Genomic DNA, 13,262 nt, shown 5'->3' on the forward strand with positions numbered 1-13,262 from the left:
AAATTGCTGGGCTTATGGCCTTCAGTAGCCTTGTATTAACTGGCTGCACCGGCATTCCTGACGGCACCGAGCCTGTCACAGGCTTTGAACTTAACCGCTATTTAGGTCAGTGGTATGAAATCGCCCGCCTGGATCACTCCTTTGAACGAGACTTAGACTGCGTAACGGCTAGCTACAGCCTACGTGACGATGGCGGCGTGCGCGTTATCAACCGGGGCTACAATCTCACAGAGCAAGAATGGAATGAAGCTGAAGGCCGCGCCTACTTTATTGACGAAGAAAACATCGGGCGGTTAAAAGTCAGCTTCTTTGGCCCTTTTTATGGCGGCTATAACGTTTTAGAACTGGATGAAGACTATCAGTGGGCGCTGGTATCAGGCCCAAACCGCGACTACCTATGGATTCTCTCGCGTACACCAGTCATGGAAAGCGCGGTGGAAGAGCGACTACGCCAGCGCGCCGCCGAGCTTAATTTCCCCACTAATGAATTGATTGACGTCGTACAAGATCAAACCTGCCCCGAACGCTAATCACAGAAGGAGCCACTATGGCCCACCGCATTGCAGTCATCGCTGGCGACGGTATTGGCACCGAAGTCATGCCCGAAGGCATTCGCGCCCTAGAAGCTGCCGCAAAGCGTTTTAACATTGACCTAGCATTCACAACGTTTGAATTTGGCAGCTGTGACTACTATCTAGAGCACGGTAAAATGCTGCCCGACGACTGGTTTGAGCAGCTCAAAGATTTTGATGCGCTATTTTATGGTGCCGTCGGCTGGCCCGACAAAGTGCCCGACCATATTTCACTGTGGGGCTCGTTGCTACAGTTTCGTCGCCAGTTTGACCAGTACATCAACTTACGCCCCTGCAAACTGATGCCGGGCATCAAAAGTCCATTAGCAGGCCGCGAGCCAGGCGATATCGACTTTTACGTAGTGCGCGAAAACACCGAAGGCGAGTATTCAAGTGTCGGCGGCAAAATGTTTGAAGGCACCGAGCGTGAAATTGTGCTTCAAGAGACGGTGATGAGCCGAGTCGGCGTCGACCGAGTGCTGAAGTATGCGTTTGACCTTGCGCAAACCCGCCCGCGTAAAAAGCTCACCTCAGCCACCAAGTCCAACGGCATTTCAATCACTATGCCCTACTGGGATGAGCGTGTTGCCGAAATGGCCAAGCAGTATCCCGACATTGCAGTGGATAAGTTTCACATTGATATTCTGACCGCTAACTTTGTGCTGCATCCAGATTGGTTTGATGTGGTGGTTGGCAGTAACCTGTTTGGCGATATTCTTTCAGACCTTGGCCCCGCCTGCACCGGCACTATCGGCATTGCGCCCTCTGCTAATATCAACCCGGAAGGCATGTTCCCCAGCCTGTTTGAACCAGTTCACGGCAGCGCTCCAGACATCGCTGGCAAAGGTATTGCTAACCCGATTGGCCAAATCTGGTCCGGTGCTATGATGCTAGAGCACCTGGGCTATCAAGAAGCCGCTGATACGATGGTGAAAGCCATTGAAGACGTGTTGAGCGAAGGCAACAGCCAAGTACTCACACGAGATATTGGCGGGCTAGGCAATACGCTAAGTCTGGGTCAAGCGATTGCTGAACGCATTAGCGGCTAATCAAAAATGCCTCACTGTAAAAACAGTGAGGCATTGCGTTTCAAGCGTGTTGGCAAACGGGCGTTAGCTCGCCAGCTTCGCAGCAATTTCCGCGACATGCTTACCTTGGAAATGGGCAATTTTTAGCTCACGATCATCCGGCTGACGTGAGCCGTCGCCGCCGGCAAGCGTGGATGCGCCATAGGGTGTTCCACCGCTCACTTTGGAAATATCGAACTGCTCTTCAATACCATAGCCAATCGGCACAATCACCATGCCGTGATGGGCCAACGTTGTCCAGGTGGAGGTAATGGTCATTTCATCACCACCGCCGGTCCCGGTAGAGGTAAACACACTAGCCACCTTGCCGCGCAGCGCACCCTTGGCCCACAACCCACCGGTTTGATCTAAGAAGGTACGCATCTGGCCAGCCATATTGCCGAACCGCGTTGGCGTGCCAAAAATGATTGCGTCGTAGTCAGCAAGCTCCTGTGGCGTCGCTTCTGGCGTCGTGAAGTCCTGCTTACCGCCAGCATTCTTGAAAGCTTCTTCTGGCATAGTCTCAGGTACACGTTTAACGGTAACTTCAACACCATCAACGCTTTCAGCGCCCTCTGCCACCGCGGCAGCTAGCGTATCAATATGTCCGTACATGGAATAATAAAGAACTAATACCTTTGTCATTACTCACTCCTTGTAGTGTTTTCTGGTAGTGCTGTGTCTTGCCCCTCTCAGGTTTATGAAAAGGGTTTATGAAAAAGGCTTATGAAAATCTGTTAATAAAATAGCTCAGCCTAGCGTAGAAAAAAGCGAATGTTTTCGATGCTCTCCTTCGATTTTATCGATTAGCACCCTTTAATATACATCAATGAGCATGGATACTTTTTGCGCTTAATTTTCATGTTCGCACCTGCGTTTTTCATGCTATCGACGTCCCCCCTTGTGGTTAAGCTTCAGCGTGTTAAAGGTACAACATTACAAAAAGCTGACGCTCCCTGCTCAAGGAAAACTTCATGCTTGGCCAATGGCTTGATTGGACTCTCGATGACAAACACCCTTCTCCGCGGTCCGGCCGCTTTGGCAGCGGCACCTACCAATTACATGCACCGGGGATTTTAGAGATAACCCCGGCGACCGTTCGTCCAGCGGCTCATGCTTGCGTGTTTTCTGCTGCGATACACGGTAACGAAACAGCCCCCGTGGAACTGTTGGGTAACTGGCTATCTGCGATAGAGGCCGGCACGGTTACCATTGGTGCTCCCATACTAGTGATTTTAGGCAACCTACCTGCCTTAAAGGCCCAGCAGCGGTTTATTAAGACGAACCTCAACCGCTTATTTCAGCGCGAACTCGCCGAAACAGGCGAAGAACCTGATCGGGCTCGCGAGTTAATGTCAGCGGTAGACGGTTTTTATAATCGTCATCAGGCGCTTCCTAAACTCCACTACGATTTACACACGGCTATTCGCGGTAGCCTATATACTCGCTTTGTCGTAGAGCCGTTCGCAGAAACCGTGATCAATCCGGAGCAATGGGAATGGCTTGCGGCGGCGGATATGCAAGCGGTGCTACACCAACACCAGCACAGTTGGACGTTTTCTCACTACAGTAAGCACTACCATGCTGCCCAAGCCTTCACTTTCGAATTAGGCCGCGTTGCGCCCTTTGGAGAAAACGATATGGCTGTATTAGCGCCGATGTTAACGCTTATTAGCGCGCTTAGCGCTGGGGAGCAGCCACCTAAAAAGCCTGCTGAAACAATGAGGTTTTTCCAAGTTCAACATGAGCTAATGCGTCAGGCAGAAACCTTTTGTCTCTGTTTCGATGAAGATGTCCCCAATTTCAGCCGCTTTGAGCCGGGCACTTGTCTCGCCAAAGATAGCGTAGCAGGTGATTTTATTGTTGGGGACACGCCTCTGCATGTGGTATTTCCCAATGCAAAGGTTGAGATTGGCGCACGGGCAGCACTGCTAGTTGCCCCCACTCACGCCAGCTAACAAGTCACGCATCACATCAAGAAAATTTGTTAAAAATGCTTTAACAACAATAACGTAGAGGCTTTTCCAGGCTTATCGACGTGTATTAAAACGAACGTTTTTCTTATTAATCGCATAAGGAAAGCACGCAATATGCACAAGGCCTGATAGAATCGCCCCTTTTTTCGCGCCAGCCGCCTATCAAGCACGTGTTTTAAACCTGTTGCTGCTGCGGCAACCCTGTACTGGAGCCACTGTTATGGCTGATACGCCTACCCCCCTTGAAGTGCGCAATATAAAAAAGCGCTTTGGCGATACAGAAGTTCTCAAAGGCCTCTCTCTCGAAGCTCAAAAGGGTGATGTCATCACTCTGATTGGTGCATCGGGGTCTGGCAAAAGTACCTTCTTGCGCTGTATGAACCTCCTGGAACAACCTGACGAGGGTGAATTGTTCGTTCATGGCGAGCAGATTCGCTTTAAAACGACCAGACATGGCCGCGAACCTGCCGATTGGAAACAAGTCGTGCAAATGCGTGCCAAGCTGTCGATGGTTTTCCAGAGCTTCAACCTATGGGCCCACATGACGTTGCTTGAGAACATTATCGAAGCACCTATTCATGTCTTGGGAAAACCCAAAAAAGAAGCTATCGAACACGCACGTGCACTGCTCGAGCGCGTTGGGCTAAGCGCACGCGCTGATGCCTACCCCGCGCAAATGTCGGGTGGACAGCAACAGCGCGGTGCAATTGCCCGAGCGCTCGCGATGGATCCCGAAGTAATGCTGTTTGATGAGCCAACGTCGGCGCTTGACCCAGAACTGGTCGGCGACGTTTTGAAAGTAATGCACGGCTTAGCCGATGAAGGGCGCACCATGGTGGTGGTCACTCACGAAATGAGCTTTGCCCGCGATGTATCCAGCAAAGTAATTTACCTACACCAAGGCTTGGTAGAAGAAGCTGGCGCGCCTGCTGATGTGCTGGGCAACCCGCAATCACCGCGCTTAAAGCAATTTCTGGCCCCCAAATATTGATCAGCGAGGCACACCATGCTTGATTTGCAAGGTTATGGCCCCCGCCTGATCGAAGGGGCGGGCGTTACCATTCAATTAGCTGTTCTGTCGCTTATTCTAGCCATTTTACTTGGCTTGTTAACGGCGACTGCCAAAATGTCACGCAACTGGTTCCTGCACCGCACTGCGACGGTATACACCACCGTTATTCGCGGCGTACCGGACTTGGTGCTGATGATGCTGCTGTTCTTTGGTGGTCAGATCGGTGTTAACGCCATTAGCGATATGCTTTATGACCATTATGACATTGATATCTATATTAATTTCAATGCGTTCGCGGCGGGTGTTCTCACTATTGGGTTCATTTTTGGCGCTTACATGGGTGAAACCTTCCGCGGCGCTTTCATGGCAGTGGATAACGGCCAGATTGAAGCGGGAAAAGCGTACGGTATGAGCAGTGCGTTGGTATTTCGGCGTATTCGCTTTCCGCAAATGATGCGCCACGCACTCCCTGGCTTATCTAACAATTGGATGGTGCTGCTTAAAACAACGGCACTGGTATCAGTGATCGGTTTGACGGATATGGTTCGCGTCGCTGCGGAGGCTTCCCGAGCCACCCATGAACCCTTTACTTTCTTACTTCCCGTCGCAGCGGCTTACTTGCTGATTGCTAGCGTATCCGAGTGGATCTTCGTGCGGCTACAAAAACGTTACGACATTGGCTTTGGGGGGCAATGAGATGCTGGATATTTCTGCGTGGTTCAACGACCTGCTAGCTGGCAACCTAATTTTCACCCCAGATACGTTAGGCTACTACTGGGAAGGGCTAGTCACGACAACCCAACTGGTATTCCTTTCTTTGGTAGCGGGCTTAATACTGGCAGTGCCACTTGCCGTTATGCGCAGCTCAAAGCATAAGTGGATTAGTTTACCCATCTATTTTTACACCTATGTCTTTCGTGGCACGCCACTGCTGATTCAGCTATACATCATCTACTATGGCGTGGTGTTTGTTGACGGTATCCAAGAAACATTTTTGTGGCCAATCCTGCGGGAAGCTTTCTACCCCGCGCTGATTGCCTTCACGCTTAATACGGCGGCCTATACTACTGAGATTTTCCGAGGGGCTATCAAAGCGACATCCAAAGGGGAAATTGAAGCTGCCAGGGCTTACGGCATGTCACAAAACCTCATGATGCGGCGTATTATTCTGCCCAGCGCTTTCCGACGTGCCCTGCCCGCCTATGGCAACGAAGTTATCTTTATGCTGCATGCCAGCGCCATTGCCAGCGTCGTCACGCTAATGGATCTGACAGGGGCTGCACGCTTCGTTTATGCCCGCTTCTACGCACCGTTTGATGCTTTCTTATTTGTAGCAGTGATCTATCTTTGCCTCACATTTGCCATTTTGTACTTCTTCCGTTTCCTGGAGAAAAAGCTGTTGGCCCACTTAAGGCCGCAAAACACTTAGTACCAAGAGCACCGTATCAACAACACCGTATCAAGAGCACTTAACAACAAAAGCATCGAGTAATAAAAACAGCCTCGTTTGTTGTACCGTCAAACAAACGTTGGTTCATAGCAACGCTCCCTCTTTTCGTTCGCCCTAACCTAGGGTACGTTAAAGGGGATCACCTCTAGTGAACCTGCTTTCTACGGAGTATAAGAATGAAGAAACTACTAACAGTATCTGTGCTTGGTTTAGCCATTGCTGCCGCCTCTTCTGCCCAAGCGCGGGATTACGATCATGTGCGCATTGGCGTCGACGTTCCCTACGAACCAATGGAATACCGCACAGCCGATGGTGAACTGACCGGTTTTGATATCGACCTTGGCAACGCTCTTTGTGATCAGATGGGCGTAACCTGTGAATGGGTCGAGCAAGAATGGGATGGCATTGTTCCTGGCCTTCTATCGCGCAACTACGATGCCATCATGTCGTCGATGACCATCAACGAAGAGCGGCGCCAGACACTACTCTTCTCCGACCCCTATATCACCATGCCCGGCGCCTGGTTCGCTCCAGCAGACAGCGACCTAGAAGAGGCTACAGTGGAAACCCTTGAGGGTTTATCCATCGGCGTACAGCGCGGCACCACCTATGACAACTTCGCCACCGATACCTTTGGCGATACCGCTACTATCAACCGCTACTCCACCGCCGATGACATGGTGCTGGATATGGATGCAGAGCGCCTGGACGCTGTCTTCCTGGAGTTTTCAGTGGGCAAATCTACCCTGCTTGAAAACGAAGATAGCGACTACAAAGTGGTCGGAGAGATGGTTACCGAACCCAAGGAAGTTTTCGGTGAAGGTTTTGGTATCGCCTTCCGTCAGCGTGATGAAGCCCTTGCTGAGAAATTCAACGAAGCCCTTGCGGAGTTGAAAGAAGACGGCACTTACGACGAAATTTTCGCTCGCTACTTTGGCGAAGAGTAAGCGCTAGCAGCATGTGTATGCCTCCCCCTATCGGGGAGGCTTATACCGCGAGAAGCTATCATGCACACTTACTCTTCTTTCAGTGCCATTATGGTTGCAAATACCAGTTCTAGGCACTCTCCTCCCAGGCACTAGCGGTGATATCGCCTGCTTTTAGCTGAGCGAACGGTTCGACGAATAGCCTTCCCCTCTTGGCACGCCCGTGCCATCCCACGCACCTGCGCGTGATTCTTTAATGCACAATTTTACAGACAAAAGCTGAGATTTAATTGCTAAAAGTCGGCTCATCCCGCTGCTAGCGTGGCCAACTTTTGTAGCGCCGTTCTCATATGGTCAGTTCGTCCCTCCCCTGTGCCCGTGCCACGGCTTCGGCACGTGCGAGCGCCTGGCGGGCGATGTCGAGGCGGCCTGCCTCTTGGGCCAGCCCAGCACGCAGTCGGTGAAGCTCGGCGAGGTACCAGCGCTCGCCGCTCGCCCGGACTATTGCGAAAGCCTGACGCAAGGCGTGCATCCCTGCGACTGGATCACCCATGTTCCCCGCAACCTCTGCGGCGAGTCCGTGGCAGAAGGGTAGCGTGATCCTGACGCCCATCGCACTGAAGGCCGAGAGCCCCTTCGCAATCCGCGAGGCCCCGGTTGTGTTGCCGGACATTGCCTGCGCCCAGCCTGCCAGCATCTCGCCTGCATCGCCCCAAACGGGCACTGCCTCAGTCCGGCACAGAGCGACTAACGCTTCTGCCCGGTCACGGGTTAGCTCAATATCGCTACGTAGACGTGCGCAAACCGCTCCGCACCAGAGCATCTGGGCGCGCCCGAAGGCGGCGCCCAATCGGTCGGCACGCGCACTGCCAGCGGCGAGGTGCCGCTCTGCCTCTGCCGAGGCGCCGGTTAATTCGGCGACACAGGCCGCGTACTGGCGACATACAACCTCTGGGTCCTCACCGAAGAGGACATTACCGTCCTGCTCGGCATATCGCGGCGCGATCTCCAGCACAGCGGCAATTTCCACGGTGCAGGCCGGTAGGGCGCCGGTGAAAAACCGGGTCTGTCCGACGGCATTATGGGCTACCATCGCCATATGGGCCGGTGCCTGCCCCGCGAGTGCCTGCAGCCCTAGCGCGAGATCTTCGGCACGGGTCAGTTCAGCCCTCGTCAGATGATCGTTCCAGAGCCCTGCGAGAACTGGGATCGTCGTGGCGGGATCGCCGACTTCGGCGGCTAGTTGACCCGCGCGGCGGTAGACCTCCCGAAGCTCTTCCGCAGTAAATCCATCTGAGGCGATGAGCGCCGCCCCGAGCCCGAGCAGGGCGTCGAGTTCGGTCGCTTGGTCGGCCTCAGGCTTCGCCGTACCGGTCCCGCTGCCTCGAGTCAGCAGATCCCGTGCACGGCGGAACTGTTCTGCTGCATCCATGGGGGCGCCGCGCGCCTGCGCACGCCGCCCGGACAGCACGCGATAGTGTGCGGCGCGCGGCCAGTCGGCGCCACGTTCAAAGTGATCGGCCAGCACGGGGGCGATCTCGCCCGCTGTGTGACCGTGGCTGATCTCCAGCCGGAGACCGACCCTTCGGTGCGTGCCTTGCCTGTTTGCTGCCGGCAGCCCATCGTAGAGCGCTTCGTGATGTAGCGCGTGCCGAAAGGCGTAGCGCGTGGCTACCGTTCCGTCAGGCCGATGGCTGAGTCCCGCGCGGGTGATAAACCGTCGGTTCCGCGCGAGGTGCTCCAGCTGCCGCTCCGCCGCTTCCACCTCGTCGCGGTTATCGGCTAGATCGATGGCGGAAAAGGTCGGTCCCGCCACGCTGGCGGTTTCAAGCAAGCTGCGTTCCTCGGCCAGCAGGCGGCTGGTGCGTTCGGTCTCGATCAGGGTGCGGACACTTGGAGCGATGGCTGCGACCAGCGCTTCGGGTGTGGAAGAAAGCTGCCAGCCGGCCTCGCTGCGCCACACAAGGCCTTGCGCCTGCCAAAAGTCTGCCGCAGCATCAACGAGCATGGCATGGCCCTCGGTTCGGTGGGCGAGGGCCTGCGCCAAATCGGGAGGAAAGGAGTTGCCCTGGAACCGTTCCGCAAGGTATCCAGACACTGCCGACTCATCGAGACCGCCAAGGGTGATCAACCTGCAGTCTGGCTGCCGACTTAGCTGACTCAGTGTTGTCGCAAGTGTCCCAGCTCGATCTAGTTCGTCATCCCGATAGCTACCCAGAACCAGTAATCGCGCCGGTGTGCGTTGTAGCCCCCAAGCCGCTAGCCAGGCTAGCGTGCTGGGGTCTGCCCAGTGCAGATCCTCTAGCACGAGAACGCCAGGACGGCCACGGGTCAGCCGCTCCATCAGCTCCGAGAACTCCCGCAGCATTGAGTCGCGGTGAGTACGATCCAACGCTTCCGCCTCCAAGCGACGCCCGGGTTGTTGCTTGACCCAAGAGGGAGCGACGAGTGGCAGAAGTCGCGCCAGCGTGGCCCCCTCAGGCCCGACCATGAGTTGCGTCAACACATCCATCAGCAGCCCGTAGGGTTCGCGTGCGCCAGGGTGAGCGATGGCCTGACCCCGGGCGATCCACAGCGGCGTGCGCTGGGATAAACTAGCCTCAAATGCTTCCAGAAGGCGTGTCTTGCCGGCCCCTGCTTCGCCCGCAATAAAAGCCAGCGCTCGTCGACCGCGCTTGGCGGCGGCGGCCCTTTCATTCAAGGCTTCCAGCTCTTTATCCCGCCCGAGGCAGAGCGTTTTTGGCGCCACCACGAGATCCTCCGACGCAGCGCCGATCAGCGGGATCGGACGCGTCAGCCGGTAGCCCCGGCGGCCCACCGTCTCGATCAGCCCGATGGCTTGGGCGTTGTCGTCCAGCATCCGGCGCAATTCGCGGATGCATTGTTTGGGCCCCGCCTCGTTGCCATGGCTGTTGCCCCATATCATGCGCCGCAAATCAGCCGTGCTGACCACTTCGCCTTGCTGCTCTACCAGTGCCACTAGAACGGACAAAGTCTTGGGGCGCAGGCGCATCTGCACTTCGCCGCACAGCAGGATGCCTTCACATAGGTTGACCTTGATATCTTCCGAAATCATGCCGTAGGGGGCCTCAAGGCTAACTGCCGCAGGCCATGGTGCGAGAATGGAGGCAGCGGCAGCAGCTAAGTAAATGGCTTAATAAAGCGCAAATTATACCCATATTGCACCTTAATTGAACTTTACATTTCTTTGTTTGCAATCATAAATGGGCTATCTTCGCTTTCGAAGCAATCCAAGCAGCAAGTGCATAACAGACGAGGGACAGGCACATGACAGCGATCAGACTCCATCACAGAACGGCCCGCCAGTTTCGGCCTGGCCTCTCGGTCTGCGCCATGGCTTTTGCCCTAGCTGCCCCCGTTACAGCGCAGGCTCAGGATCAGGCGCAGCAGTTCTGCGTGGCCGACCCGGCGGCAGTAACGGCCCGTGCGGCCATCACGCCACCCGACACGCCACTGCCTGAGGCGCTGATCCGCGCCCTCGATGCGGCCGTACGTGGGGCGTTGGACGAAGCCGCTGCGCCGGGGGTTATTGCCGGCGTTGTCACACCCGAGGGCCGATGGAGCGGTGCTTGGGGCGTCGCAGACCCCGAAACCGATGCTGCGATGGAAGTCGGCATGCACACACGGATCGGATCGGTCACCAAGACCTTCACCGGCACCGCCCTGATGCAGTTGGCCGAGGCTGGCAAGCTATCGATCGACGATACGATCGACCAGTATGTGCCTGGCGTTCCCAACAGCGATATCATCACCCTGCGCCATCTGGCAAGCATGACCAGCGGCTTGCTGAGCTATACTCAGGCGGATCCCTTCCTTGATCTTTTTTTCTCAGATCCTAGCTTGCACTATACTCCGCAAGACCTGCTTGATTTTGCCTTCCCCGGCTCGCCGATCTTTGCACCAGGTGAGAAGTTCAATTATTCGAACACCAATACTGTGCTGCTGGGCCTCGTGATCGAACAGGTGACCGGGCAAGATATCGACACTGTCTTTACTTCGATGATCCTGGACCCGCTGGGCCTGACAGAGACCACCGGTCCTGACGGTGCTGCCCTCATGCCAGAACCTTATCCGCAGGGATTTACTCTGCAAGGTGATGCTGCCACGCCGGCTGCGCCCTCGAACGCGACGCATTGGGACCCGTCCTGGGGATGGACAGCAGGCGGCATGATCTCAACCCTCGATGACCTGCTGGTTTATGGACGCTCCCTCGGCACAGGCAAGGGCCTGTTGGGCGCGGAGGCGCAGCAGGAGCGTCTGCGGTCCTTCCCCGAGCCGGCGGGCTACGGCATCGCCATGGGGTGCGTTGACGGCTGGGTCGGCCACACAGGAGAGCTGCCAGGTTACAACACGACGGTGTTCTACGACACGACGACGGACACGACGGTAGTCGTACAGGCCAACAGCGACATTCCTTCGGGCGATTGCGGGGATGAGGACGTGCTGCCGGGCAACCCCGTTGACCTTGCGTGCAGCTCGCCCGCGAGTCGCGTGTTTGAAGCGCTATCCGTTGCCCTCGGGCATCCGTTTTCTATGACACCGACGGCCTCAGCAGAGTGAGCGCGCTGACATTGCTGTTCCAGCACAGCCGTTCCTCAGCTCTCCGCTTGGGTGCTGCTGCTCTGCTTTGTGCCTGTTATGCGGGCCCAGCATTGTCGCAGGGCTTGCCAGACGTCAACCGCATCCTATCTGGGCAAACTGTCATCCTACAACGCTACGAACCGCCGCCTCAGGTGGGCCGTGTCGCCATCGGCGTGCAGGACGAGCGCGACAGGATCGACTTAGAGCGCGCCAAAAGCATCCGTATTCGCCTGGCTTCGGTGCGCATTGATGGGGCGCGGACCCTACCTTTGTCGACGTTGACACCGATCTGGCAGGGCCGAATCGGTGCCGAAATTACGCTGGCTGATCTTTACCGCATGGCAGATGCTGTTGACGCGGCCTATCTCGCTGCGGGCTATTTTTCCAAGACAGTGGTGCCGGTGCAGGATTTTTCTGACGGACAGATCCAGCTGCAGGTATTTGAAGGCTACGTCGACCGCATTGAGATCAACAGTCATATTCCTGGCATCGAGACACGGCTGGCACCCTACCTGCAACGTATTCTCGACATGCATCCGATTCGGGTAAAGGCGGCCGAGCGTGAATTGTTGTTGATGAGTGATCTTGCCGGACTTTCGATTGAAGGGACTTTTGTGCGCCCCGAAGGCGCGACGGGCGGCGGGGTGCTGCGCCTGGAGATCGGACAAAATCGCAGCTCAGGAATGATCGGACTCGACAATCTGGGATCCGACACCGTTGGCCCATTACAAATGGCCGGTGTGGTGACCTTTAACGATGTCCTGAACCAGTTCGAGACCACCAATTTGACCGGTGTCATCACACCGCAACACCCTGACCGGATGACCTTGCTTCAAATGATGCAAAGCTATCCGCTCGGATCGAACGGCCTTAACGCGGGCTACAGTTTTGTTTACCTGCGCCAACACCCCGACGGGGGAGCCGGCGCGCCGGACATCGATGTAACATCCGCTATGGGCACGGCGTTTATGTCCTACCCGTTTCTGAGGACGCTGGACCGCTCGCTCTGGGGGCAGGCTGAACTGACGGTGCGTAACGATGACGTCGACGTTCTTGGCTCGGCCGCTGCCCGTAGCCGGATCCGCTGGGTGACGAACTCACTGCAATATAGTCAGAGCTTTGAGACATCCGAGATCAACCTCGAAGGAGCGGTGAATCTCGGCACGAACTCGGATATTGATATGGGCGCGGTGCCGGATGATTTCCACTTTGTTACCGCCGAACTGGACTACACACAGGCTTTCAGCGAGACGACGACAATGACATTACTGGCTCGCGGCCAATACGCTGGCAGGCCCCTGCCGGGCGCTGTTCAGTTCGGTATCGGCGGCGAGACTTATGGCAGAGCCTTCGATAGCGGCACTATCTCTGGCGACAAAGGTGCAGCGGCCTCGGCCCAGGTAAGCCACGAGGTCGATATCGGGCTGGCATTCCTGCCCACGCTTTCAACCTCGGCCTTCGTGGATTACGGCGCAGCCTGGTCCGACGACGTCACCGGACACATGTATCTTGGCTCCTATGGAGTAGGCCTTGGTGGAACGTTAGAGGAACGGCTGAATTTCCAGGTTATCGGTGCGCTTCCCTGGACCCGTTCTGACATAGTGGAGGACAAGGGGGGCAAGCTAATTTTCCAGCTGGCAATGCCATTCTAATCCGG

General features: G+C 55.8%; 11 protein-coding genes. 9 read left to right on the forward strand and 2 right to left on the reverse strand.

What is annotated here, in order from left to right; all coding sequences use genetic code 11:
• The first annotated feature begins 14 nt into the window (after positions 1–14).
• Both ACN06F_RS12650 and ACN06F_RS12655 read left to right on the forward strand, forming a co-directional pair.
• Positions 15–530, forward strand: a complete 516-nt coding sequence (locus ACN06F_RS12650; protein WP_038486135.1) for a lipocalin family protein — start codon at positions 15–17, stop codon at positions 528–530.
• A gap of 17 nt (positions 531–547) precedes the next feature.
• Positions 548–1,621 carry a tartrate dehydrogenase gene (locus tag ACN06F_RS12655; protein WP_433924020.1) on the forward strand — a complete coding sequence of 358 codons (1,074 nt, stop codon included), beginning with the start codon at positions 548–550 and terminating at the stop codon, positions 1,619–1,621.
• A 63-nt stretch (positions 1,622–1,684) separates the two neighbouring features.
• On the opposite strand, the gene wrbA is transcribed toward ACN06F_RS12655, so the two are convergent.
• Positions 1,685–2,284 (reverse strand): NAD(P)H:quinone oxidoreductase, encoded by a 600-nt coding sequence (gene wrbA, locus ACN06F_RS12660; protein ID WP_433924021.1) that lies wholly within the window; start codon positions 2,282–2,284, stop codon positions 1,685–1,687.
• Between the two features lie 329 nt (positions 2,285–2,613).
• On the opposite strand from wrbA, the gene ACN06F_RS12665 reads away from it, so the two are divergent.
• From ACN06F_RS12665 to ACN06F_RS12685, 5 genes are all read left to right on the forward strand, one after another.
• A complete protein-coding gene (locus ACN06F_RS12665; RefSeq protein WP_433924022.1) occupies positions 2,614–3,597 on the forward strand; it encodes a succinylglutamate desuccinylase in 984 nt (327 codons plus the stop codon).
• 238 nt (positions 3,598–3,835) lie between these two features.
• Complete coding sequence (locus ACN06F_RS12670; RefSeq protein ID WP_038477037.1) at positions 3,836–4,606, forward strand: ABC transporter ATP-binding protein; 771 nt, start codon at positions 3,836–3,838, stop codon at positions 4,604–4,606.
• Positions 4,607–4,621: 15 nt separating this feature from the next.
• Positions 4,622–5,323, forward strand: a complete 702-nt coding sequence (locus ACN06F_RS12675) for an ABC transporter permease (protein ID WP_038477040.1) — start codon at positions 4,622–4,624, stop codon at positions 5,321–5,323.
• Position 5,324: 1 nt separating this feature from the next.
• A complete protein-coding gene (locus tag ACN06F_RS12680) occupies positions 5,325–6,056 on the forward strand; it encodes an ABC transporter permease (RefSeq protein WP_433924023.1) in 732 nt (243 codons plus the stop codon).
• A gap of 197 nt (positions 6,057–6,253) precedes the next feature.
• Entirely contained in the window at positions 6,254–7,024 is a 771-nt protein-coding gene (locus tag ACN06F_RS12685) for a transporter substrate-binding domain-containing protein (RefSeq protein WP_038477046.1), read from the forward strand.
• Between the two features lie 325 nt (positions 7,025–7,349).
• Here the strand turns inward: ACN06F_RS12685 and ACN06F_RS12690 are convergent, their stop codons facing one another.
• The gene (locus tag ACN06F_RS12690) at positions 7,350–10,079 is read right to left on the reverse strand and encodes an AAA family ATPase (protein WP_433924024.1); all 2,730 of its coding nucleotides are present in this window, start codon (positions 10,077–10,079) and stop codon (positions 7,350–7,352) included.
• A 278-nt stretch (positions 10,080–10,357) separates the two neighbouring features.
• Here ACN06F_RS12690 and ACN06F_RS12695 point away from each other — a divergent pair, with 278 nt between their 5' ends.
• Both ACN06F_RS12695 and ACN06F_RS12700 read left to right on the forward strand, forming a co-directional pair.
• Entirely contained in the window at positions 10,358–11,584 is a 1,227-nt protein-coding gene (locus ACN06F_RS12695; RefSeq protein ID WP_433924025.1) for a serine hydrolase domain-containing protein, read from the forward strand.
• On the forward strand, positions 11,581–13,257 hold the full coding sequence (locus tag ACN06F_RS12700; RefSeq protein ID WP_433924026.1) for a ShlB/FhaC/HecB family hemolysin secretion/activation protein: 1,677 nt from the start codon (positions 11,581–11,583) through the stop codon (positions 13,255–13,257). The genes ACN06F_RS12695 and ACN06F_RS12700 overlap by 4 nt, the downstream gene beginning before the upstream one ends.
• Positions 13,258–13,262: the final 5 nt, after the last annotated feature.

Origin of the sequence: Vreelandella sp. 21, assembly GCF_050995515.1 — a bacterium.
Lineage (GTDB): Bacteria > Pseudomonadota > Gammaproteobacteria > Pseudomonadales > Halomonadaceae > Vreelandella > Vreelandella alkaliphila.

Coding starts and splice junctions, on each gene's coding strand:
- ACN06F_RS12675 (WP_038477040.1), top strand. CDS start 4,622: ATGCTTGATTTGCAAGGTTATGGCCCCCGCCTGATCGAAGGGGCGGGC.
- ACN06F_RS12665 (WP_433924022.1), top strand. CDS start 2,614: ATGCTTGGCCAATGGCTTGATTGGACTCTCGATGACAAACACCCTTCT.
- ACN06F_RS12685 (WP_038477046.1), top strand. CDS start 6,254: ATGAAGAAACTACTAACAGTATCTGTGCTTGGTTTAGCCATTGCTGCC.
- ACN06F_RS12690 (WP_433924024.1), bottom strand. CDS start 10,079: ATGATTTCGGAAGATATCAAGGTCAACCTATGTGAAGGCATCCTGCTG.
- ACN06F_RS12695 (WP_433924025.1), top strand. CDS start 10,358: ATGGCTTTTGCCCTAGCTGCCCCCGTTACAGCGCAGGCTCAGGATCAG.
- ACN06F_RS12670 (WP_038477037.1), top strand. CDS start 3,836: ATGGCTGATACGCCTACCCCCCTTGAAGTGCGCAATATAAAAAAGCGC.
- wrbA (WP_433924021.1), bottom strand. CDS start 2,284: ATGACAAAGGTATTAGTTCTTTATTATTCCATGTACGGACATATTGAT.
- ACN06F_RS12680 (WP_433924023.1), top strand. CDS start 5,325: ATGCTGGATATTTCTGCGTGGTTCAACGACCTGCTAGCTGGCAACCTA.
- ACN06F_RS12650 (WP_038486135.1), top strand. CDS start 15: ATGGCCTTCAGTAGCCTTGTATTAACTGGCTGCACCGGCATTCCTGAC.
- ACN06F_RS12655 (WP_433924020.1), top strand. CDS start 548: ATGGCCCACCGCATTGCAGTCATCGCTGGCGACGGTATTGGCACCGAA.